Origin of the sequence: Actinoplanes sp. NPDC049598 (assembly GCF_040675435.1) — a bacterium.
Lineage (GTDB): Bacteria > Actinomycetota > Actinomycetes > Mycobacteriales > Micromonosporaceae > Actinoplanes.
In genome coordinates, this window is record NZ_JBFAOX010000011.1 from 315,680 (window position 1) to 337,145 (window position 21,466).

The following is a 21,466-nucleotide window of genomic DNA, read 5'->3' on the forward strand; positions in this document are numbered from 1 at the left end:
GACCGCCAGTAAGGAAACAACCACGTAACGGCGTCGCCTCAGGGAATGTAGTCCTCCAGGCAGGCGGGGGTCAGGCCGGCCTTGTGGATGGCGTTGAGGACGGCCAGGTAGTCGTCGACGAAGCGGGGGCGGAAGTGCATGAGGATGATGTCGCCGGGGTGGACGGTCTTGTCCTCCTGGTAGAAGACGACGCCGTGGTCGGTGGTCTCCTTCCAGTAGAAGGCGGCCTTCATGCCGCAGTCCTTCACGACGCGCAACGTGGTGGCGTCGTGCGTGCCGCCGGGGGGCCGGAAGAAGATCGGGCGCCGCCCGTAGTACTGCGCGAGCTGGTCGGCGCCGCCGCAGATCTCGCGCCGTTGGAAGGCGTACGACTTGCCCTTGAGGTTGGGATGGCTGATCGTGTGGTCCTCGATGGTGGCGCCGGCGGCCTGCAAGGGCTTGAAGTAGTCCGGGTTGTCCTTGATCGCGTTGACCTCGAGGAAGAGCGTGATCGGCACGTTCGAGGCCTGGAAAAGCTTGAGGGCCAGCGGGTTCTTCTCCCAGCCGTCGTCGATGGTGATGAAGGCGACCTTCTGGGTGGTCGGGATGCGGCTGAACCAGGCGGCGGCGTCACCGGGCGGGAGCGTGACCTTCTCCGCCGGGGGCGCGGGCGGGAACTGCGGGATGCGGCCGCGGAGGTTCGCCGGGAGGGCGGCCAGCGCCACCGTACGCACGTCGGGCTCGGCGGACGGGCTGGGCGCCCCGCTCGCGCCGCTGACAGCGCCGGGCGTCCCGCTCGCGCCGCTGACCGAGGGCGCAGCGCTCGGGGCGCCGGCCGACGGCGAACCGCCCGGGCTGCCACAGCCGGCGGCGATCGCCAATATCGTGCCCACGGCGACCGCCCTGACTGCCCTGCTCACCCGCATGCGTGCACCCTCGTCGATGTTGACGCTCCGTCATTCCCGAACCATGATCGGCCCTCCGCGCAACCCCGGACCGCAAGAGCCAGGAATCAGCCCTTGACCATTGCTGGTTCTTGCAGCTCATTGGCACTTACCGGGTTGTCGCACGCCTAGTCCTGCCCTTATCGTCGGCAGCATGAGCTCCCGGCAGGCACGGCATCCCGAGCACCACCACGTGCATGATCACGATCACGGTGCGTCGCGGCGAGGGGCGTGGGGGCGGATGCGGCACGCGATCACGCCGCACTCGCACGACAGCGCGACCCGGGTCGACACCGCGATGGAGTCCTCGGCCGAAGGGTTGCGCGCGCTCTGGATCTCGCTGCTCGTCCTCGGGGTCACGGCCGCGCTGCAGGCCGTCGTGGCCGGGTTCTCCGGTTCGGTGGCCCTGCTCGGCGACACGCTGCACAATGTGGCGGACGCGCTCACCGCCGTACCGCTGGGTATTGCTTTTCTCCTGGGGCGGCGGGCCGCCACCCGCGCCTACACCTACGGCTTCGGCCGGGCCGAGGATCTCGCCGGCGTGGTGATCGTGCTGGTCATCGCGGCCTCGGCCGTGGCCGCGGGCTGGACGGCGGTCGACCGGCTGCTCGACCCGCGGCCGATGACGCACGCCGGGTGGGTGCTGGCGGCCGGCGTGATCGGCTTCGCCGGCAACGAGCTGGTGGCCCGCTACCGGATCACCGTCGGACGCCGCATCGGGTCGGCCGCGCTGGTGGCCGACGGTCTGCACGCGCGCACCGACGGCTTCGCCTCGCTGGCCGTGGTCGCCGCCGCGCTCGGCTCGTGGCTGGGCCTGTCGTGGGCCGACCCGGTGGTGGGCCTGGCCATCGCCGTGGCCATCACGCTGGTGCTGCTGGACGCGGCCCGGCAGATCTACCACCGCCTGATGGACCGCGTCGACCCGGCCCTGGTCGACCGGGCCGAGCAGACCCTGCGCGACGTCCCCGGCGTCCACGACGTGCCGGCCCTGCGGCTGCGCTGGATCGGCCACAACCTGCACGCCGAAGCCACCGTGGTCGTGCCGGCCGACCTGTCGCTGATCGCCGCCCACGCGATCGCGGCCGACGTCGAGCACCAGCTGATCCACCGGATCGCCCACCTGACGACGGCCACGGTCCACGTCGATCCGGCTACTCCGCTGGTTCCCGCCGGGCCGGGCCGGCCAGCGCGTACGTGACCAGTCCGGCGACCGCGAACGCGGCGGCGACCACGGCCGCCGGCCGGTTGCCGTGCGGCTGGCTCGGCCAGGTCGCGAGGGCACCCCACAAGCCCGGCTGGGGGAACAGGGCCGCGATCACGGCCCAGCCCAGCGGCACGAACCAGGACCGGGCCGCGCCCACCACGGTCGCGGCGAGGGCGGTCAGGCCGAACAGGCCGGCCACGTCGCGGAGCAGCAGGGTGGCCGGGCCGAACTGGGCGCCGGTCATCAGCGTGGCCAGCGGGATGAGCATCACGACGGCCACCGCGGCCAGCAGATGCGCGGCCCGCCACCACGGCCAGCGGCGCGACGCGGTGCGGTCCAGGTTCTCGTCCGGGGCGGCCAGCGTCGTCGAGACCGCCGACACCAGCAGCCCCACGGTCAGCACGACCATCGAGGTCGCGACCCTGCTCTCCGTCGACAGGGTCAGCCACAGCGTCCACAGGACCACCGCGGCGCCGGCGGCGACGGCCAGCGCCAGCGGCACCCGCCGGGAGCGCAGATACAACTGAATGTAGATCACAGCAGGCCCACCGGGCTCTTGCAGTCCACCAGGGCCTGCCGGACAGCGGCGACCCGCGTCAGAGCCTCCGAGGACGGCAGCGCCTGCAGGCGCTCCCACAGCTTGACCGCCTCGGTGGTGATCTCGGGGCTCTCCTCGATGACCCCGGGGACCACGCCGACGTCGGAGACGGGCCGGCGGCCCATCAGGTAGTACGCGGCGGCCCGCTCGACCGCGCCGTCACGCTCGCAGTCCTCCTGGTAGACGACGCCGAGCCCGCTGACCACCCCGTGCACGACCGAATCCGGGTTGGCCAAGCCTCCGTGATCGTCGATCCCCACGCTCACGGTGACCACACTGTTGTCCCGCGGTATCTCGTCCCACCGCCCGAACTCGTAGTTCTCCTCGTGGACGGCGGTCGGGCCGCCGGGCACCTTGGCCAGCGCGGCCAGGCCCTGCCGGGCGAGCGGGGTCAGCGCGGGCAGCACGTTCTGATCGATCCGGGTGACGCAGACCTTGGGCGCGTCGTCGGTGCAGACGAGCTCGCGGGCTCGCTGGTCGGACGGCCCGAGCAGGGTCGCCTCGTCCCGCGGCACGATCGTGAAGGCCAGCCCGGCGGCGACCACGACCGGCAGCACCGCGGCCGCGCGCAGGCCGGGACGACCGGCCACGAGCAGCAGGAGCCCGGTCACGGCGAGCCCGGTCATCGTGATCGCCAGAGCGGCGCTGACCCGGGAGTCGATGGTCTGGTAGCGGAAGAACCCGCCGCTGCCGAAGACCGGCGACAGCGCGGCGCCGGCCCACCTCGGCTTCATGATGGCGCCGTAGAAGATCACCAGGACACCGGCGACGCCGAGCGCCGGGGCGGTCACCAGGGCGGGCCACAGCCGGCCGAGACCGAGACCGAGCCAGGCCGCGGCGACCAGCGACAGCGTGCCGACCACGGTGATGACGGTGAACCCGGCCAGCGGGAAGTAGTGCGCGGTGCCGGCGATCCACACACCGGCGGCGACGTTGACGAGCAGATGGGCCAGGACGATCGTGGCCGCCATCGCGATCAGCACCGGCCGCATCCGGCCGGCCCGGGAGCGCGGCGTGGTCACGAACAGCTCGCCGACCTTGGCCCGGTGTTCGCGGCGGCCCTGCCACGCGCCGGCGGCCAGGGCGAGCGGCCACAGCAGCAGTGTGTACTCGCGCAGGGTCAGGGCCATGGGTATCCACCCGCCGGCCCATCGTCCGGTGTCCGCATAGAGTGCGACCGTGCCGACGGCGAACGCCAGCAAGGCGGCGCCGACCGCGGCGGAACGGCGCAGTTCGATACCGACGATGCTCACCGGGCCGCCTCCGCGCGGGAGCGGCGCAGGATCGCCGAGTAGCCGCGCTCGGCGGCGCTGTCGCCGGCGTGGCTGGCGTCGCCCTGGGCGGTCAGCTGCGTGGGTGTGCCCTGCCAGACCAGCCGGCCCTCGTTGACCAGCACGACCTCGGTGCAGGCGGCCGCCACGTCCTCGACCAGGTGGGTCGAGACGAGCACGCAGGCATCGGTGCCGATGTCGCGCAGCAGCTCGCGGAAGTCCAGGCGCTGTTCCGGGTCGAGACCGACGGTCGGCTCGTCCAGCAGAAGCACCTGCGGGTCGTTGACGATGGCCTGGGCGATGCCGGCCCGGCGCAGCATGCCGCCGGACAGGGTCTTGAGCCGCGCGTCGGCCTTCGCGGCCAGCCCCACGCGGTCGATGGCGCGCTGGGTGGCGGCCGGGATGGCCGCCTTCGGCATCTCCTTCAACCAGGCCATGTACGACACGAACTCGCGCACCGTGAACCGCGGGTAGAACCCGAAATGCTGCGGCAGGTAGCCGAGCGCGCGGCGCACCGAGCGCAGATCGGCCCGGCCGTCGACCGGCTGGCCGAGCAGGGTCAGCTGCCCGCCGGCCGGCTTGAGGACCGTGGCCAGGGCGCGCATCAGCGTCGTCTTGCCGGCGCCGTTCGGGCCGAGCAGCCCGTGCACGCCGGTGCCCAGGGCCAGGTCGAGCCCGTCCACGGCCAGGTGACGCCCGGCCTTGACCTGCAACGCCTCGGCCTGGACGGCCCAGGGGTGGATGGTGGTGGCCGTCTCGGCCTCGCTCACCGCTCTCATGAGGGGGTTCTCCTTCGGGTCAGTACGAGGTCAGGCGGCGGAAACTGTCCGCCCGCAGGAAGATCAAGGCGGCCAGCACGGCCGTGACGGCGGCCCAGACGCCGGCGCTGGCCGGTTCGAGCACGACGGGCAGCTCGGCCACGGCCAGGCTCGGCGCCACCACGGCGGCGGTCCACACCCCCATCAGGCCGAGCGCGGCCCGGCGGACGCCGATCAGGCTGCCCAGCAGCAGGGTGGCCGCAGTGAAGGCCAGGCTCGGCAGCAGCATGAGCGCTGTCGGTGTGCCCGCACCCGCCATCCCGGTCACCGCGAGCGCTGGTATGACCAGGGCCAGGACGGCGGCGGTGCGGCGCAGCACCATGGTCAGCCCGGCCGCCGGGGTGCCGGCGATCAGCTCCCAGGCCGGGTCGGCCCGTCGGCTCCACGCGGCCGCGACGCCCGGCAGCGGCGCCAGCGGGGCCACCAGCAGCACGAACGACGGCAGGCTGGGCATCCAGTGACCGAGCAGCGCGGCCGCCGCGAGCACGCTGATCGTCATGGAGACCCAGGGCAGCAGCGCGGCGACGGCCCAACGGTGCCGCACCGCCGGCCGGAACCAGCGCCGGCGGGCCGGGGCCGGGCCGGCCGCGATCTCGCGGTCGAGCTCCTGCGCGACCCGGTCGATCAGGGCCCGGCTGCCGTCGGTGGTGCCGCCGGCCAGGCGGGCCCGGCAGTCCGCGCACTCCTCCAGGTGCACCTCGAGCGACCACACGGTCGCCTCGTCGAGCCCGGGGTCGGCCGCGGCGTACCGGTCGATGGCGGCCAGGGTGGGATGAGTGGTCATGACAGGGCCTCCCGCAGGGCGATCCGGGCACGGCGGATACGGGATTTCACCGTGTTCTCGGGCACGCCGAGCAGCACGGACGTCTCCCGGATGGAGAACCCGTCCAGGACGGTCGCGCGCAGCACCTCGCGGGCCTCGGGCGGCAGCACCGACAGCGCCTGCTCCAGCTCCTGTCCCACGCGGGCCGCCATCACCTCGTCCTCGGCGGCGGGCACGAACGTCTCGTGCGGGTGCACCGCCGGCAGCTCGGCCTGCCGGGCCCGGCGCCGGAACGCGTCGACGAGCCGGTGGGCCGCGATGGTCCAGAGCCATCCGACGGCGCTGCCCTTGACCTCGTCGCCGGCGAAGCTGGCGGCCGCGCGCCACACCGCCAGGTAGGTCTCCTGCAGCACGTCCGCGACCATGTCGGGGTCGGCGCAGCGCCGCCGCAACCGGGTCTCCAGCCAGGGGGCGGTACGCCGGTAAAGCTCGTCGAACGCCCGTCTGTCGCCACGGGCCACGCGGCGCACGAGCTCCCGCTCGTCGGCCGCGTCCAGGCTTCGTTTCACATCCGGTAAGACGACGCCGTCCTCGCGATCGGGTTCAGCCTCGATGTGATCGCCGCCACAACCGGGCCCGGATCAGATTACGCGTCCCAGTCGAGCTGGTGGTCCGGTACGCCGGCCGAGCGCCCGTACGCCTTGGCCGCCTCGTCCTCGCCGCGGAAGACCCGGCCGGCGAAGACGACGATGTGGTCGTCGCCGTCACTGAAGTCGGCGTACCAGCCGCCTTCCGGACTGAGCGCGTCGGACAAGGCTTGGGCGACCAGATCCGCATCGTCGGCTTCGAAGTCGATGACGGTCCAGGCGGCGGGCTGGCCGGGGGCCTGGGTACCTTGCAGGTCTTGACGGAAGACGCGCACGATGCGCGCGCCGGGCGGCGCGAACTCGGCGCCGGGACGCAGGCTGTCGCCGATGAGGCGTCCGGTGACGGTCATCGTATTTCCCCATTCCTATATGCTTGGTAGGTTAATCGAATGAGCGTTCTCGATGCCATCGGTGACACGCCGCTGATCCGGCTCACCCGGGTCACCGACGGGATCGCGGCGCCGGTCCACCTCAAGGCCGAGTTTCTCAATCCCGGCGGCAGCGTCAAGGACCGGGCCGCGCTGGCCATGGTCCTCGCGGCCGAGGAGGCCGGCGATTTGCGCCCGGGCGGGGTGATCGTCGAGGGCACGTCGGGCAACACCGGCATCGGGCTCGCCATGATCGCGGCCCAGCGGGGCTACCGGGTGGTGGTCGTCGTGCCGGACAAGAGCAGTTCCGAGAAGCTGGCCACCCTCCGGGCGTACGGAGCCGAGGTGATCGTGACGACCGGCGGCGTGACCCGCGACGACCCACGGCACGTCTCGCAGGTCGCGGCGCGGGTGGCGGCTGAGACCCCGGGTGGCTGGCTCGCCGGGCAGTACGACAACCCGGCCAACCCGGGCGCGCACCGGGAGACGACCGGGCCGGAGATCTGGCGCCAGACCGGCCACCGGGTCACACACTTCGTGGCCGGCGTCGGCACCGGCGGCACGATCAGCGGCGCCGGCGCCTTCCTGCGGACGGCGGGCCGGGTCACGATCGTCGGCGCCGACCCGGAGAATTCGGTGTACGCGGGCGGCGACGGCAGCCCGTACTACGTCGAGAGCATCGGCCATTACGTGCACCCGGCCACCGTCGAGGACGTGTGGCCGCAGTCCTACGACCCGAAGGCGGTCGACCGACTGGAACGGGTCAGCGACCGCGAGTCCATCGAGATGACCCGGCGGCTCGCCCGCGAGGAGGGCCTCCTGGTCGGCGCCTCGACCGGGACGGCCGTGGTGGCGGCGCTGCGGGTGGCCCGCGAGCTCGGCCCGGACGGCCTGGTCGTGGTGCTCGCGCCCGACTCGGGCCGGGCCTACCTCTCGAAATACTTCGACGACGGCTGGTTGCGCCGGGCGGGTTTCCCGGCCCCGGCGGTACGAGGAAAGCTCGTGGCCGACGCGCCGGTGCGCCCGCTCGGAGCCGACGTGAAGCTGGTGACCCCACGCGGCCCGGACAACCCCGCGCCCGGCGACGTGACGGCCTCGATCATCGACGGCGCCGAAGGACCACCCCCGCCGACGGTCGGCGTGGCCGAGCCGGCGGCCGAGGCCCTGGCCCGCACCCCCGAGACCGCCACCTGGCTGGCCGTCCTGACCGACGGCCGAATCACCGGCGTCGTCCGGCGGGCCGCCCTCATCCCGTAGTCGGCCACGCCCGCAGCCGGCCATCGCCTCTCGGCCCGCCGCGGCCGAGGCCCTGTCGGCCCCGCCTCCGGCTCGGCCACCGCCCCTCAGTCTTGACACCGCCCCTCAACTCGCGACGGCCCTCAGACGGCTGCGGCCGTCGGCCAGGCTGCGGGGGAGGCCGTCGAGCGAGGCGCTCTAAGCGGCAGTCCACAACTCGTCGAGGAGCGCGTTGACCGTTTCCGGCTGCTCGCGGTGCGGCTCGTGGGCGGCGCCGGGGACGCGGACCAGGCGGGCGCCAATCTTGGCGGCGGTCGTGGTGGCCACGGCGGCCATGACGCCGGCCATGCCGGGGCGGAAGCCGGGCGGGGTGCGCTCCCAGCCGCCGAGGATCACCAGTTTCGGGAAGGCGGCCTGCGCCAGCGGGCCGACGGCCAGCTCGGCCAGCCAGCAAGGACGCTCGCCCAGTGCCGTCCGCGCCGCGCGGAGCAGACGCTCGGCCGGCTCGGGCGCGGGGGCGTCACGATACGCGGTTGCAACGTACTCCTCGGGGGTTCCTCGGCGGGCTCCGGCCATGAACCGGCGGCCGTCCTCGATGGCGGCGGCCACGACGGGCTCGCCGGCGGCCAGCTGATGCGCGCACGGCTCGATCAGCGTGAGCGACCGGACCCGCTCCGGCTGGGTGGCCGCCGCGAGCATCGCGACCGTCCCCCCGTACGAGTGGCCGACCAGATGAGCCCCGGCACCCAGCAGCGCACCGACATCGGCCGCGTCGACCGCGTAGTCGCTCGTGAACTCACCCACCAGCTCCGGGCTGTCGCCGAAGCCGCGCCGGTCGGGCAGCAGCAGACGACGCCCCCGGGCCAGCGGGCGCTGATGTTCGAACGAATACGCCGCCCACGTGAACGTGCCGTGGATCAGAATCGCGGGTGCACGGTCCGCCGGTCCGTCCCATGTGGAGACATTGATCGGCGTGCGCATGTCAGCAAACGTAGCGGATCACTCCCGGCGAACTGCGGGAAGCCTGCCCTTACCGTCCGAACCAGCGACGCTTGCGCGCCTCGCCGTACGTCATGGTCAGCGGCCCCGGCTCGACGTTCAGCGCGCGGAGGATGTCGTGATGCAACTGCCCGGCCCGGAACGTCGGCTCGCGCATCAGCCGCTCGAGCGCCTCCCGGTCGACCGGCGCGATCCCCAGGTCGGCGACCGCCCCGGCATCGCCCCCGAGCGGCCCGGCCGGCGGCCGCTCGCCGTCGCGGTACTCGCGGCCGAGCAGGTCGACCCAGTACTCGTCGTCGTTGTCGTCCCACATCGGCTCGACGAATTCCTGCCTGGAGAGGTACGCGTGCACGACGCCACCGTCGCGGTACACCCGGAGGGCGAGAACGGTCGAGTCGAACACGTCGAACGAGGCGGCAGCACCCGTCCGGCTCACGAGCGCCGCGATCGGCTCCGTCTCGGCGTACGGGCCGTCGGCCCGCGGGATGATCGCCCAGCGGGACTCGCCCACCGGCAAAACCGCGGCCCGCCGGGCCGAAGCGGCGACGGCGGCCTCGACGTCGGCCCGGGCGCCCGCGGCCAGGATGGTCTGGTAACTGCTTCCCACGCTCAATCCCCCGCGCGCCGGGCTATCGATCATCAGGGCGCACTCTAGCGGCATGGCAACAGCCCTGGCCCAGCCCGGCAATCGCGCGAAAGGCGCGCTGCGGCCCTGAGTGGCAGGCAGGTCGCGCCGAGGAGGCGGGATCGCGACAATGCGGTTGGCCCGCCCCTCGATGCGTACCTCCGCGTCTTTCAGATCTTCGCCTGGAGGGTGTAGATCTGGGTGCCGGCGATCTCCTCGCCGTTGTCGGGGGCGGCCCACATGGTCAGCGTGCGGCCGGTCGCGGCGAGTTTGACGGGGTTGCGGGTGAGGACGTGGGCGGCGGCGGACCACTGCTGGAACGGGAACTCGTTGATGATGGCGCGGCGGTGCAGGTCGATCAGCGTGATGCCGCCCAGCTCATAACTGCCTGTCGCGCCCGGGGCCTGCGGGAGCGCGGTGATCCCGGCGCAGGCGATCTTGCCGGCGGGCACGTACTGGCAGTCCTGGAAGTCGATCAGGTTGGTCGGGTTGAGCCAGGTCGTGAGCCGGCGGCCTTCGCGGGTCCACTCGTAGAACGTGCGCGAGCCCCAGTTGTTGCCGACGTACCGCCCGGTGGTCGGGTCGTAGACGATCCCGCCGATGTGGTCGCGGACGGTGAACAGGCGCGTGGCCCGCAGCGTCCGCGTGCTGACCTTGTAGATGTCGGCCGAGCTGTTCGGGCGGTACTGCGCGACCGGCACGAGGATGTCGTCGCCGACCAGGTCGATGCCGCCGGGGTGGTAGACGATGTCGTGACCGAGGATCACATCCTTGATCAGGTGGCCGGCGCGGTCGATCACGAAGAGGTGACCGACGCCCTTGCCGGGTGTGCGGTCGTAGCCGTCGACCGGCTCCGGGTACTTCACCGTGGGCTCGATGATCTCGACCGAGCTCAGGTAGAAGCGGTCCTTCGTGACGACCAGGCCCTCGGGGTGGTACGTCGGGAAGTTCAGCTTCAGCGCGGACAGCTGGTTCCACGCCGTGGAGCGCGTCACGGCGGCGAGGTCCTTGGCCAGCGCGCTGTCGGCGTGGCCGGGCGTGGCCTGGGCCGAGGCGCCGGCCGAGACCAGCGCGAGCGTCGCGCCGAGGATCAGGGCGAGTTTCTTCATGGCGTCACTATCGGCCACCTCCTTGAACGATGCCCGTCGATCACGTTAGAGGAAGGAGATCAACTCCGGTCGGGTAAAACCGGCGTCGCTCAGGGCCCCGCAGTCGAGGCCCCGCAACAGGTACGCGGCGAGGGCGCGCGCGGTCGCCGGCTCGTCGGCGATGCCGCTCTCCTGCCGGTCGACGTAGCGGTGCAGGCGGGTGACCGCGGCGTCGCGGCCGTCCCGGAAGAACTCGTACGTCGCGGCGTAGCGCGTCGGCAGCTGGGCCGGATGAAGATCCCAGCCCTGATAGAAGCCCCGCTCCAGCGAGCGGCGCACGAGCCGGTGGTGCAGCTCCCACGCATGATGGACGTCCTCGCGGGCGCCCACCGGCAGGATGTTGGTGGAGCCGTCGGAGAGCCGGACCCCGGTCTGCGCGGCCGCCGCCTGCATGACAGCCTTGGCGTAGTCGGCCGCGGGATGATCCATCGCCTGGTAGGCGGCGGCCACTCCGGCGGCGGCGCTGTAGTCGTACGTGCCGTAGTGCAGCCCGGTGCAGCGGCCCTCGGCGGCGGTGATCAGCTGAGCCACCGTGGCCACGCCGTCGGCCGAGAGGATCGCGCTGGGCAGCTCGACCTGGATCTCGAAGTTGATCGGCGCACCCAGCTTGTCGAGCAGCGCGACCATCGCCTCGACCTGGGCCGGGCCGCTGACCTTGGGCAGCGTCACGACGAAATCGGTGTCCTGGTAGGACTCCAGGAACAGATCCAGCGTCCGCAGCGCCCGGTGGCGGGTCGGCGCCTCCAGCGACTTGATCCGCAGGCCGAAGAACGGCGGGCGCGGCCCGTCCCGCAGCACGGTGACGGCCCGGCGGACCTCGGCGTCCTCCTGCTCGTCGTCGCGCACGCCGTAGCCGTCCTCGAAGTCGACGCGCAGATCCTCGATCGGCTCGACCCGCAGTTTCTGCGCGATCTTCTCCTCCCACCAGGGGAAGTCGAACTCCTTCATGGTCTCGAGCGCGATGTCACCCCAGTCGCGGAAGCCGGCCAGCCTGTCCGCGGGCACGTAGACGGTGTGCACCGGCTGACGGCCGGCGCGCTCGCCGGGGTAGCGCTGCCGCAGGAACGCGTCGTGGGGCGCGAGACGGGCGTCGAGGTCGGCGTAGTCGTCGTCCGTGAGCATCAGTCGATCGAGTCGTAGGCGGCGGTGGTCAGGAAGTCGGCGAAGTCGTCGGCCAGGGCCACCCGCTCGAACAGCTTGCGAGCGTCGTCGAAGCGGCCGGCGCTCCACGCCTCGTCGCCGATCTTCTCGCGGATCGCGGCCAGCTCCTCGTCCTCGATGCGGCCGACCAGATCGGCGGTGATCTCGGTGCCGTCGGGCAGCCGGACGCCGTTGTGGATCCACTGCCACACCTGCGAGCGGGAGATCTCGGCGGTGGCCGCGTCCTCCATCAGGTTGTTGATGGCGACGGCGCCGTTGCCGCGCAGCCAGGCCTCCAGGTACTGCAGGGCGACCTCGACGTTGGAGCGCAGGCCCTTCTCGGTGACCTCGCCGGGGGTGCTCGCCACGTCCAGCAGCTGCTCGGCGGTGACCTCGACGTCGGGGCGCTGTTTGGCCAGCTGGTTGGGCCGGTCGCCGAGCACGCGGTCGAAGATCTCCTGGCAGACCGGGACCAGGTCGGGGTGGGCGACCCAGGAGCCGTCGAAGCCGTCGCCGGCCTCACGCTCCTTGTCCTCCCGGACCTTGGCCAGCGCCACCTCGTTGACCTCGGGATCGCGGCGGCTCGGGATGAAGGCCGCCATGCCGCCCATCGCGAACGCCCCGCGCCGGTGGCAGGTGCTCACCAGCAGCTCGGTGTAGGCCCGCATGAAGGGCGCGGTCATCGTCACCGAGGCACGGTCGGGCAGGATCATCGACGGGTTGTCGCGGAAGTACTTGATGATGCTGAACAGGTAGTCCCACCGGCCGGCGTTGAGACCCGAGATGTGCGGGCGCAGCGCGTGCAGGATCTCCTCCATCTCGAACGCGGCCGGGATCGTCTCGATCAGCACGGTGGCCCGGATGGTGCCGACCGGGATGCCGAGGGTCTCCTGCGCGTAGGTGAAGACGTCGTTCCAGAGCGCGGCTTCGCGGTGGGACTCCATCTTCGGCAGGTAGAGATAAGGCCCGCTGCCGCGCTCGAGCAGCTCCTTGGCGTTGTGGAAGAAGTAGAGGCCGAAGTCGACCAGGGCGCCGACCGCGGGCTCGCCGTCGACCGGCAGGTGACGCTCGTCGAGATGCCAGCCGCGGGGGCGCATGACGATCGTCGGGTACGGGCCGCCGTTCAGCTCGTACGTCTTGGTGTCGGTCTGAAGGCTGATGGTTCGGCGGATGGCGTCGTACAGGTTCTGCTGGCCGTCGACCACGTTCTGCCAGTGGGGGGTGTTGGCGTCCTCCAGGTCGGCCAGCCAGACCCTGGCCCCGGAATTGAGCGCGTTGATGGTCATCTTGCGCTCGGTGGGGCCGGTGATCTCGACGCGACGGTCCTGGAGATCTTGCGGCGCGGGCGGGGCGCTCCACTCGGCGGCCCGGATGTCAGCGGTCTCGGGGAGGAAACCGAGGCTCTTCCCGGCCGCGATCTCGGCCCGGCGCTGCTTGCGGGCCTCGAGAAGCTCGTTGCGACGGGGGCGGAAACGCCTGTTCAGATCGGCGACGAACGCCACTGCTTCGTCGGACAGGATCTCGGTCATCGTCGACGCGCTCCTCTCGGTGCTGGCTTCCTCCGTACGGTAGTGGAGAAAAAGGGGCTGTGCTCGCGTTGTCCACAGCCCCTTTTGTTCGCCGGTTATGTCAGAAATTGCCGTCCGTGTTGCACTTGGCCTTCTGCACGATGCAGTCCTTGACCCGGTGCCCCAGCGCGGCGTCGTCCCAGGCGAAGAACGCGTCGCCGTGCATCGAGCTGGCGTTGCCCGAGGCCAGCTTGAAGCCGGCGCTGCTGCCCGAGGTCGGGTAGCCGATCACGAACGACAGCGACGGGATCGCCACCGGGAACTTGCCGCTGCATTTGCCGGAGCCGTCGGCCGGGCCGACGTGCGACTTGTGGTCGGGGCTGTCCAGGTGCACGCCGTCCCAGCAGTCCGGGAAGGTCAGCTGGAAGGTGAGCTCGGCCGTCTTGGCGCAGACCGGCCAGTTGCCGTCGGCGCTGCGGCCGGTCTCGCCGCCGGCGCCGGCGCACCAGAACTGGCCCGGAGCGCCCTTGGGTGTGTCGACCTGGCGCTTGGCGTCGCCGACGATCATGCGGAAACCCTGCGGGAACGGGACGGTCTGGCTCGGGTCGGGCAGGCGGGAACCGTAGTAGACGGTGACGCCGTGCGGCTCGATCGCCTGGCCGTTCTCGTAGAGGGTGGGGATCCAGTACGCGGACTGGTCCTGCAGCGGCTTGCAGCTCGAACCGGTGTTCTTGAGCAGCGTCTCCGTGGTGGTGAAGGCATCGGTGGAGTCGTTGCCGAGGAACGAGTGCATGTGCGAGCCGCCGGGCAGGCCGGGCAGCACGATCGGGTCGTCGGCCTTGGAGTGGCTGACGGTGCAGGAGGCGTTGAACTCCGAGACCCGGACCGGGTTGTTGGTGATGGCCTTGGGAGTCATGGCGTTGAAGTCGGCCAGTTGCTTGGCCCACTTGGCCTGATCCATCGTGACCCAGCCGGCGCCGTCGGCGGGCGGGGTCGTGACCGGCGGGGTCGTCGGCGCCGACGTCGGCGCTGTCGAGGTTGGGGTGGAGGCCCCCAGCGTGAACCAGTTGATGTTCACGAAGTCGCCGGACTGGTCGCTCTTCAGGACGGCGACCAGCTTCTGCGGGCCGGCCGGCGGCTTGACGGTGACGCTCTTGGTGACCCACTTCTGCCAGCCGCCGGTCCTCTCGACCGGGATCGAGGCCAGCAGCGCACCCGTGTTCGAGCCGAGCCGCAGATCGATCGAGCCACCCGCGGCGTTGTCGGAGGCGATGCGCGCGGTGATCGTCGAGCCGACGGTGACGTTGTCGTAGCGCAGCCAGTCGCCGTTCTTGAGCCAGCCGACGTTCTGGCCGCCGTCCTGGTCGCCGGTGCTCTCGGTCTGCGCGCCCGACTGCGCCGAGAAAGCTTCGGCCTGCAGTCGGCCGGGAACCACGGTCTCGGCCGCGTTGGCGGTGGCGAGGTAGACGCCGCTGGCGCCGAGGGTGACGACGACGGCCGCACCGAGAACGGTGCGAGTCACGCGGCGCCGGGTCTTGGGATTGGGCGGTGCGACGTGCTGGGAGTCAGATCGCATTCTCGTTCCAGATGAAGTGGGGGGACCGTTTCACCAGGGAGTATGCAGATGCGACAGGCCTAATTCAAACCTTGGAGAAAGACTTGAAAATCGCCGTTCAAAGCGCCCCAGGTGGCCGCGATATCCATTCCGGATAACGCTTTTATCGCCCAACTTACTTAAGTCTTCCTTAAATGCTCGCCGTGTCCAGCAGGCGACGGTGGGCGACCCGAGCTTCCCGGGCGAGGGTTTCGGCGTCGGCGTTGACCAGGTGGCCCTGCTCGACGAGGGGCTTGCCGCCGACCAGGGAGAGCTCGACCGGGGCGGCCGGGCCGAAGACCAGCGCGGCCAGTTTGTCGTCGATGCCCTCGTGGCCGAGGCCGTCGAGACGCCACACAACCAGATCGGCCAGCTTGCCCACCTCGAGCGACCCGAGATCGTTCTGCCGGCCCAGGCAGCGGGCGCCGCCCATCGTCCCCAGGCGCAGCGCCTCGCGGGCGTTGAGCGCGCCCGGCCCGCCCCGGATCCGGGCCGTGTAGAGCGCCTGCCGCAGCTCCTCCCCCAGATGCGCCGCCTCCTGCGAGGCCGAGCCGTCGACACCCAACCCGACCGGCACGCGGTGGTCGAGCAGCTCGCGCACGCGGGCTGCCCCGGCGCCGAGGCGCGCGTTCGAGCTCGGGCAGTGCGCCACACCTGTACCGGTCGCTCCGAGCCTGGCGATCGCGGCGTCGTCGAGGTGCACCCCGTGGGCCAGCCACACGTCGTCGCCGAGCCAGCCGAGGCGTTCCGCATACTCCACCGGGGTGCAGCCGAAGCGCTCCCGGCAGAAGTCCTCCTCGTCGTCGGTCTCGGCCAGGTGCGTGTGCAGGCGGACGCCCTTGCTCCGGGCCAGTGAGGCTGCCTCGCTCATCAGGCGCTCGGTCACCGAGAACGGCGAGCAGGGCGCCACCGCGATCTGCAGCATCGCCTCCGGTGACGGGTCGTGCCAGCGGTCGATGGCCGCCTCGGTCGCCGCGAGCGCCTCGTCGGTCTTCTCCACGACGTTGTCCGGCGGCAGCCCACCGTCCTTGCGGCTCAGGTCCATCGAGCCCCGGGTCGGGTGGAAGCGCACGCCGAGCCGCCGGGCCGCCGCGATCTCGGCCTCGAGCACGTCGCCGCCGTCGCGCGGGAAGACGTAGTGGTGGTCCATCGAGGTCGTGCAGCCGGAAAGGGCCAGCCAGCCGAGCCCGGCCCCGGCCGCCGCGCCCACGATCTCGGCGTCGAGCCGGCCCCAGATCGGGTAGAGCGTGGTCAGCCAGCCGAACAGCGTCTCGTCGAGGGCCAGCCCGCGGGTCGCCCACTGGTAGAGGTGGTGGTGCGTGTTGACCAGACCGGGCGTCACGAGGCAGCCGGTGCCGTCGAACCGCGGCAGCGACCCCGCGTAGCGGCCGGCGCCGACCGCGGCTATCCGGCCGTCGTCGCCGACCAGAACGTGGCCGTCGGCGTGGTAGGTGTCGGCGTCGTCGACCGTGGCGACCGCGACGTTCTCGATCAGGATCACCGATACCACTCCGTCAGCGCCTCGGGCACGTCGTCGCGGGTCACGGTGCCCTCGATCAACCCGTACGGCCGGTCGCCGGCGACGAAGACCTCGTTGTCGTTGGTCAGGTCGAACGGCGACAGGTCGACCAGGTAATGATGCTTGTTCGGCAGCGCCAGCCGGATCTCGGCGATCTCCTCGCGGGTACGCAGCACGTGGCTGCCCATCGCGAACAGCGTCTGCTGCAACGAGCCGCTGTACGTGTTGACGAAGCCCTTGACCAACGCGTCCAGCGCGCCCTCGAAGGACTTGGCCCAGTCGGCGTCGTCGCTCAGGTGGCGCCAACGGGCGTCGACCGCGGTCGCGAGGATCCGGTCGGTGGTCTCGGGCAGGGTCGTGTATTTGTCGCGGACGAACCCGTGGAACTCGGACGCGGTCGTGTTGAGCAGAGTCAACCCCGTCACCCCGGAGATCACCTCGGTCTGTTCGACCGTCACGGTCACTTCGGCCGTACGCACGTGGTCGCCGGCGCGGCGGAACGAGTGGGGGCCGAGCCGCTCCCAGCCGAACGACTCGATGCCGACCCGGGCCGCGCGCACCGTCGGCTGCGACGTGACGAAGTGCCGCGCGAGCAGCAGCGCGAACTCCTCCGGCTCGCCGACGCCGTGCTCCTTCGCGAACGCGTACACCGTGTTCTTCATGGTGTCGGTCGGCAGGACGCCGGAGTTATCCCCGGTCAGGTGGGTCGCGGCGAGATCACCGGAGAGGGCCACGCCGACCGTGAAGTCGATCAGCGAGTGCGTCTCGCCGTCACGGGACACCCGGACCAGCCGCGTCTCCGCCTTGCCGTAACGGTTCTCTCCGAGCACGATCGACACGCCCGTCAGCTCCCTCGATAAGTGGTGTAGCCGTAGCGGCTGAGCAGCAGCGGCACGTGGTACTGCCGCTCCGGGTCACGGACGTGGAAGGCGACCGTGACCTCGGGGAAGAAGCAGTCGTCGCCCAGGTAGGGCTCGACGTAGAAGAAGAGGCGATAGCCGCCGGCCTGCCATTGGTTCACCGGCACGCGGAAACGGAACCGGCCGTCGTCGTCGGTCCGCCCGTCGGCCAGTTGCTGCCAGCCCTCGGAGTCACGCCGCTCCAGCCGCACGTAGACATCGCGGGCCGGCTCGCCGCTCACCGTGTCGAGGATGTGCGTCGAGATGCGCGCGTGCAGCTCGGGCGCCGTGCCGTCGTCAGAGGGCATCGAGCACCCGTTCCAACCGCAGTCGGGCGATCTTGCGCAGCTCGTCGGAGACAATCGCCCGCTCGGTCTCCTCGTCGTGGCCCAGCCGCTCGCGGGCCGCGGCCAGGATCTCGGCCTGCGAGCGGCCACTGGCGAAGATCAGAAAGACATGACCGAACTTCTCCTCGTACGCCCGGTTGGCCTCGATCAACGCGGCGGCGTCACCACCCTCGGCGGCCGCCGACTGCTCGCGCCGGGAGAAGACGGCCTCCTTGGAGTCGCCGGGGGCGCGCTCGCCGATCCGCGGATGGGCGGCCAGGCTGGTGAGCACGCCCTCCCAGCTCAGGGCGCGCGAGGCCTCGTCGGCGGCGGCCAGAATGGCGGCCTTGTCCCGATAGGGGCGGTGGGCGAGCACCGTCGCACCCCAGGTCGGGGCCGCGCAGCAGGCTTTGAGATCCTCACCGAGGCTGACGGCGGGCATCGAGTTGAACACCTCGACCGCGTCCATCCGGCACCCCTTCCTCTAGTCGATCAGTCAAGCAGGCGAAGGCAGCTTTTGGCCCGGGAATCCGGTTTGAGGGACACCTTGCCATGAGGGTCCGACAGTTTCTCACCGGACGGGGTTGCTTCTCGCCGGGCGGGGCTGTTCCTCGCCCGGCGGGGCTGCTTCTCGCCGGGCGGGGCTGTTCCTCGTCCGGCGGGGCTGCGCGAGGATGGTCGGGTGCTGATCACCGACGGGGCCCTGCCCGACCTGCCGATCCGCCCGGTGCTGCCCCGGGTGCGGTCGGCGCTGGCCGGCGCCGGGGCGGCGGTGCTGGTCGCGCCGCCGGGCACGGGCAAGACGACCCTGGTGCCGCTCGCCCTGGCCGAGGGGACGGGTCGCGTCGTGGTGGCCGAGCCGCGCCGGCTGGCCGCCCGGGCCGCCGCCCGCCGCATGGCCTCCCTGCTGGGTGAGCGCGTCGGCGATCGGGTGGGTTACACGGTCCGCGGCGACAAGCAGACCTCGAGGCGCACCCAGGTCGAGGTCGTGACGACCGGGGTGCTGGTACGCCGTCTGCAACGCGACCCGGAGCTCGCGGGCACGGCCGCCGTCATCCTCGACGAGTGCCACGAGCGTCACCTCGACACCGACCTGGCCCTGGCCTTCCTGATCGAGGTACGGGCCGCCCTCCGCCCGGATCTGGCGGTGCTGGCCACCTCAGCCACCGCCGACGCCGAGCGGCTGTCCGAGGTCCTGGGCGACGCCCCGGTCGTCGCCGCCGAGTCGCCGCTGTTCCCGGTCGAGGTCCGCTGGACGCCACCGGCCGGCCCGATCACCCCGCCGCTGGGCCTGCGCGTCGACCCCAAGCTGCTCGACCACGTGGCCGCCACGACCCGCCGGGCGCTGGCCGAGTCACCCGGCGACGTGCTGGTCTTCCTGCCCGGCGCCCGTGAGATCGACCGGGTGGCCGGCCAGCTCGCCGGCGTCGAGGCCGACGTGATCCCACTGCACGGCCGTCAACCGGGCGCGGTGCAGGACGCGGCGCTGCGCCCCGCGCCCCGCCGCCGGGTCGTCCTCGCCACGGCCGTGGCCGAGAGCAGCCTGACCGTCCCCGGCGTCCGGGTGGTCGTCGACGCCGGGCTGAGCCGGGTGCCGCGCATGGACCACGCCCGCGGCCTCGGCACGCTGGCCACCGTGCCGGTTTCCCGGGCCGCCGCCACCCAGCGCGCCGGCCGCGCCGGCCGTGAGGCGCCCGGACGGGTCTACCGCTGCTGGTCGGAGGCGCAGCACGATCGGCTGCCGGCCCAGCCCGAGCCGGAGATCGCCGCCGCCGACCTGACCGGCTTCGCCCTCGACCTGGCGTTGTGGGGCCACCCCGACGGCAGCGGCCTGGCCCTGCCCGACCCGCCCCCGGCCGGCGCGCTCCAGTCGGCCACCGCCACCCTGCACGACCTCGGCGCCGTCGACGAGACGGGCCGCATCACCGCCCGCGGCCGCGCCCTGGCCGATGCCGGCCTGCACCCCCGCCTGGCCCGCGCCCTGCTCGACGGCGCCCCGCTGGTCGGCCCCCGCCGCGCCGCCGAGATCGTCGCCCTCCTCGACGACGACCGCACCACCACCGACGACCTGGTCGCCGCCTGGCGCCGCGCCCGCGGCGCCACCGACCCGACGTGGCGCAACGAGGTCCGGCGGCTGACGGCCGCCCTGACCCGCAACCCGGCCGACGAGACCATCCCCGACATCACGGACGCCGCCGCCCAGATCGACGGGCACGGCGCGCAGGTGGCGGGTGGCCGGCGGCTGCCGGATGATCTGGCGGCCGGGCTGGTGGTGGGGCTGGCCTACCCGGAGCGGGTGGCCCGGGTCCGGGAGGCCGGCGGACGCGCGTACCTGATGGCCGGCGGCACCGCCGCCGAGTTGACCCCGGGCACCGGCCTGGCCGGCGTCGCCTGGCTCGCGGTGGCGGCGGCGGACCGGGCGGCCGGCGCGCGTACGGCCCGGATCCGCTCGGCGGCGCCGCTCGACGAGGCCACGGCGGTCGAAGCGGCGGGCACGCTGGCCGCCGAGGCCGTCGAGATCGGCTGGGCCAACGGCGACGTCGTCGCCCGGAAGGTGCGGCGCCTGGGCGCGATCGTGCTGGTCGAGCGTCGGCTGACCGACCCCGATCCGGCGCTGATCCGGGCGGCCCTCATCGAGGGCCTGCACAGTGAAGGGCTGGGCCTGCTCACCTGGAGCCGCACCGCGACCGAGCTCCGGGAGCGCCTGGCCTTCGCCCACGCCGCGATCGGCGATCCGTGGCCCGACGTCTCCGACGAGGCGTTGCTGGCCCGCGCCGGCGACTGGCTCGATCTGGGCCCGGCCCGCCGCCGGGCCGACCTGGCCAAGGTCGACGTGGCCACGAGCCTGCGCCGCCTGCTCCCCTGGTCGGTGGCGGGCCGGCTGGACGATGTCGCCCCCGAGCGGCTGCCGGTGCCCAGCGGTTCCCGGGTCCGCGTCGACTACTCCGACGTGGAGTCGCCGGTGCTGGCCGTCAAGGTCCAGGAGGCCTTCGGCTGGAAGGACGCTCCGCGGCTGGCCGACGGCCGTGTCTCCGTACTGCTGCACCTGCTCTCACCCGCCGGCCGCCCGGTCGCCGTCACCCGCGACCTGGCTTCGTTCTGGCAGCAGGGTTATCCACAGGTGCGAGCCGAGCTGCGTGGCCGCTACCCCCGGCATCCGTGGCCCGAGGACCCGACCACCGCCGAGCCCACCCGCCGCACCAAGCCGCGCTCGTGAGTTTCCTCGTCGAAGTGGAGCATCGCTTCCATGCCGTGCAGGGCCTGCGCTCGCCGATCCGCGCCGATCGGGGCCTGCCACCGGTCCGGGGCGTGGACGTCGTGGTCACCGCCGGCATCGCCTTCGACGACGACCAGCTGACCGCCCGCGGCTGGTTCTTCGACACCGACGCGGCGTCCCTCACCCTCCAGCGGGTTTGCGCCCCGCTCGCGTCCCGCCCCTGGACCGAGCTGTACGCCTTTCGCCCCACCTTCGAGCTGGTCGCCCGCCACCTCCACGCCGAGCTGGCCGAAGAGCTCCCCCAACTGGCCTTCCTCAAGATCCGCGACGAAACCTTCGGCGTGACCACGACCTACCGACCGGAGTAGACCCGCCCGACAAATCCGGCGCCCGCAGCATGTGTGCGTGCGCACGCACACGCGTTAGGGACGAATCGGGCAGCGCGGGGAAATGTGCGTGCGCACGCACATGCGGGAGGCGACAAAGCGGGCACAGCCTGGAAGTGTGCGTGCGCACGCACACGCGGCAGGCGACAAACCGGGCAGCGCGGGGAAATGTGCGTGCGCACGCACATGCGGGAGGCGACAAAGCGGGCACCGCCCGGAAGTGGGCGTGGGCACGCACACCCCGGGCGACGGGCGTGGGGGGAGGGGTGTTGGGGGA

21 protein-coding genes are annotated in these 21,466 nt (G+C 72.2%); 4 read left to right on the forward strand and 17 right to left on the reverse strand.

Annotated elements, in window-relative coordinates:
* Positions 1 to 38: 38 nt before the first annotated feature.
* On the reverse strand, positions 39 to 872 hold the full coding sequence (locus AB0J66_RS26135; protein ID WP_364665522.1) for a polysaccharide deacetylase family protein: 834 nt from the start codon (positions 870 to 872) through the stop codon (positions 39 to 41).
* Positions 873 to 1,077: 205 nt separating this feature from the next.
* On the opposite strand from AB0J66_RS26135, the gene AB0J66_RS26140 reads away from it, so the two are divergent.
* Positions 1,078 to 2,121, forward strand: a complete 1,044-nt coding sequence (locus AB0J66_RS26140; RefSeq protein ID WP_364665525.1) for a cation diffusion facilitator family transporter — start codon at positions 1,078 to 1,080, stop codon at positions 2,119 to 2,121.
* On the opposite strand, the gene AB0J66_RS26145 is transcribed toward AB0J66_RS26140, so the two are convergent.
* The 6 genes from AB0J66_RS26145 to AB0J66_RS26170 all read right to left on the reverse strand — a co-directional run bounded on the left by AB0J66_RS26145 (position 2,075) and on the right by AB0J66_RS26170 (position 6,574).
* Positions 2,075 to 2,665 (reverse strand): hypothetical protein, encoded by a 591-nt coding sequence (locus AB0J66_RS26145; protein WP_364665527.1) that lies wholly within the window; start codon positions 2,663 to 2,665, stop codon positions 2,075 to 2,077. The two genes, AB0J66_RS26140 and AB0J66_RS26145, sit on opposite strands and share 47 nt — an antisense overlap.
* Positions 2,662 to 3,978 carry a hypothetical protein gene (locus AB0J66_RS26150; protein ID WP_364665530.1) on the reverse strand — a complete coding sequence of 439 codons (1,317 nt, stop codon included), beginning with the start codon at positions 3,976 to 3,978 and terminating at the stop codon, positions 2,662 to 2,664. Before AB0J66_RS26150 ends, AB0J66_RS26145 begins: the two co-directional genes overlap by 4 nt.
* A complete protein-coding gene (locus AB0J66_RS26155; protein ID WP_364665533.1) occupies positions 3,975 to 4,775 on the reverse strand; it encodes an ABC transporter ATP-binding protein in 801 nt (266 codons plus the stop codon). Before AB0J66_RS26155 ends, AB0J66_RS26150 begins: the two co-directional genes overlap by 4 nt.
* A 19-nt stretch (positions 4,776 to 4,794) precedes the next feature.
* Positions 4,795 to 5,598: a hypothetical protein gene (locus tag AB0J66_RS26160; RefSeq protein WP_364665535.1), complete on the reverse strand. Its 804-nt coding sequence runs from the start codon at positions 5,596 to 5,598 to the stop codon at positions 4,795 to 4,797.
* A complete protein-coding gene (locus tag AB0J66_RS26165; protein WP_364665538.1) occupies positions 5,595 to 6,146 on the reverse strand; it encodes an RNA polymerase sigma factor in 552 nt (183 codons plus the stop codon). The genes AB0J66_RS26160 and AB0J66_RS26165 overlap by 4 nt, the downstream gene beginning before the upstream one ends.
* A 77-nt stretch (positions 6,147 to 6,223) precedes the next feature.
* Positions 6,224 to 6,574 carry a hypothetical protein gene (locus tag AB0J66_RS26170; protein WP_364665541.1) on the reverse strand — a complete coding sequence of 117 codons (351 nt, stop codon included), beginning with the start codon at positions 6,572 to 6,574 and terminating at the stop codon, positions 6,224 to 6,226.
* A gap of 39 nt (positions 6,575 to 6,613) precedes the next feature.
* Between AB0J66_RS26170 and AB0J66_RS26175 the strand changes: the two genes are divergently transcribed.
* Positions 6,614 to 7,849 (forward strand): cysteine synthase family protein, encoded by a 1,236-nt coding sequence (locus AB0J66_RS26175; RefSeq protein WP_364665544.1) that lies wholly within the window; start codon positions 6,614 to 6,616, stop codon positions 7,847 to 7,849.
* A 177-nt stretch (positions 7,850 to 8,026) separates the two neighbouring features.
* Here the strand turns inward: AB0J66_RS26175 and AB0J66_RS26180 are convergent, their stop codons facing one another.
* From AB0J66_RS26180 to uraD, 10 genes are all read right to left on the reverse strand, one after another.
* Positions 8,027 to 8,809: an alpha/beta hydrolase gene (locus AB0J66_RS26180; RefSeq protein WP_364665546.1), complete on the reverse strand. Its 783-nt coding sequence runs from the start codon at positions 8,807 to 8,809 to the stop codon at positions 8,027 to 8,029.
* A gap of 49 nt (positions 8,810 to 8,858) precedes the next feature.
* Positions 8,859 to 9,434, reverse strand: coding sequence for a hypothetical protein (locus AB0J66_RS26185; protein ID WP_364665548.1), 576 nt, complete (start codon positions 9,432 to 9,434; stop codon positions 8,859 to 8,861).
* A gap of 188 nt (positions 9,435 to 9,622) precedes the next feature.
* Positions 9,623 to 10,561, reverse strand: a complete 939-nt coding sequence (locus AB0J66_RS26190; protein ID WP_364665550.1) for a DUF6454 family protein — start codon at positions 10,559 to 10,561, stop codon at positions 9,623 to 9,625.
* Positions 10,562 to 10,606: 45 nt separating this feature from the next.
* Positions 10,607 to 11,722 carry a hypothetical protein gene (locus AB0J66_RS26195; RefSeq protein WP_364665553.1) on the reverse strand — a complete coding sequence of 372 codons (1,116 nt, stop codon included), beginning with the start codon at positions 11,720 to 11,722 and terminating at the stop codon, positions 10,607 to 10,609.
* Entirely contained in the window at positions 11,722 to 13,377 is a 1,656-nt protein-coding gene (gene aceB, locus AB0J66_RS26200; protein WP_364665615.1) for a malate synthase A, read from the reverse strand. Before aceB ends, AB0J66_RS26195 begins: the two co-directional genes overlap by 1 nt.
* Positions 13,370 to 14,770, reverse strand: coding sequence for a DUF1996 domain-containing protein (locus AB0J66_RS26205; protein WP_364665555.1), 1,401 nt, complete (start codon positions 14,768 to 14,770; stop codon positions 13,370 to 13,372). The genes aceB and AB0J66_RS26205 overlap by 8 nt, the downstream gene beginning before the upstream one ends.
* A 223-nt stretch (positions 14,771 to 14,993) precedes the next feature.
* Entirely contained in the window at positions 14,994 to 16,343 is a 1,350-nt protein-coding gene (locus AB0J66_RS26210; protein WP_364665558.1) for an 8-oxoguanine deaminase, read from the reverse strand.
* The gene (gene pucL, locus AB0J66_RS26215) at positions 16,340 to 17,200 is read right to left on the reverse strand and encodes a factor-independent urate hydroxylase (protein ID WP_364665561.1); all 861 of its coding nucleotides are present in this window, start codon (positions 17,198 to 17,200) and stop codon (positions 16,340 to 16,342) included. The genes AB0J66_RS26210 and pucL overlap by 4 nt, the downstream gene beginning before the upstream one ends.
* Positions 17,201 to 17,205: 5 nt before the next feature.
* On the reverse strand, positions 17,206 to 17,568 hold the full coding sequence (uraH, locus tag AB0J66_RS26220; protein WP_364665564.1) for a hydroxyisourate hydrolase: 363 nt from the start codon (positions 17,566 to 17,568) through the stop codon (positions 17,206 to 17,208).
* A complete protein-coding gene (gene uraD, locus AB0J66_RS26225; protein ID WP_364665567.1) occupies positions 17,558 to 18,055 on the reverse strand; it encodes a 2-oxo-4-hydroxy-4-carboxy-5-ureidoimidazoline decarboxylase in 498 nt (165 codons plus the stop codon). The genes uraH and uraD overlap by 11 nt, the downstream gene beginning before the upstream one ends.
* A 216-nt stretch (positions 18,056 to 18,271) precedes the next feature.
* On the opposite strand from uraD, the gene hrpB reads away from it, so the two are divergent.
* On the forward strand, positions 18,272 to 20,803 hold the full coding sequence (gene hrpB / locus AB0J66_RS26230; RefSeq protein ID WP_364665618.1) for an ATP-dependent helicase HrpB: 2,532 nt from the start codon (positions 18,272 to 18,274) through the stop codon (positions 20,801 to 20,803).
* Entirely contained in the window at positions 20,800 to 21,171 is a 372-nt protein-coding gene (locus AB0J66_RS26235) for a hypothetical protein (RefSeq protein ID WP_364665569.1), read from the forward strand. Before hrpB ends, AB0J66_RS26235 begins: the two co-directional genes overlap by 4 nt.
* The last annotated feature ends 295 nt before the right edge of the window (positions 21,172 to 21,466 follow it).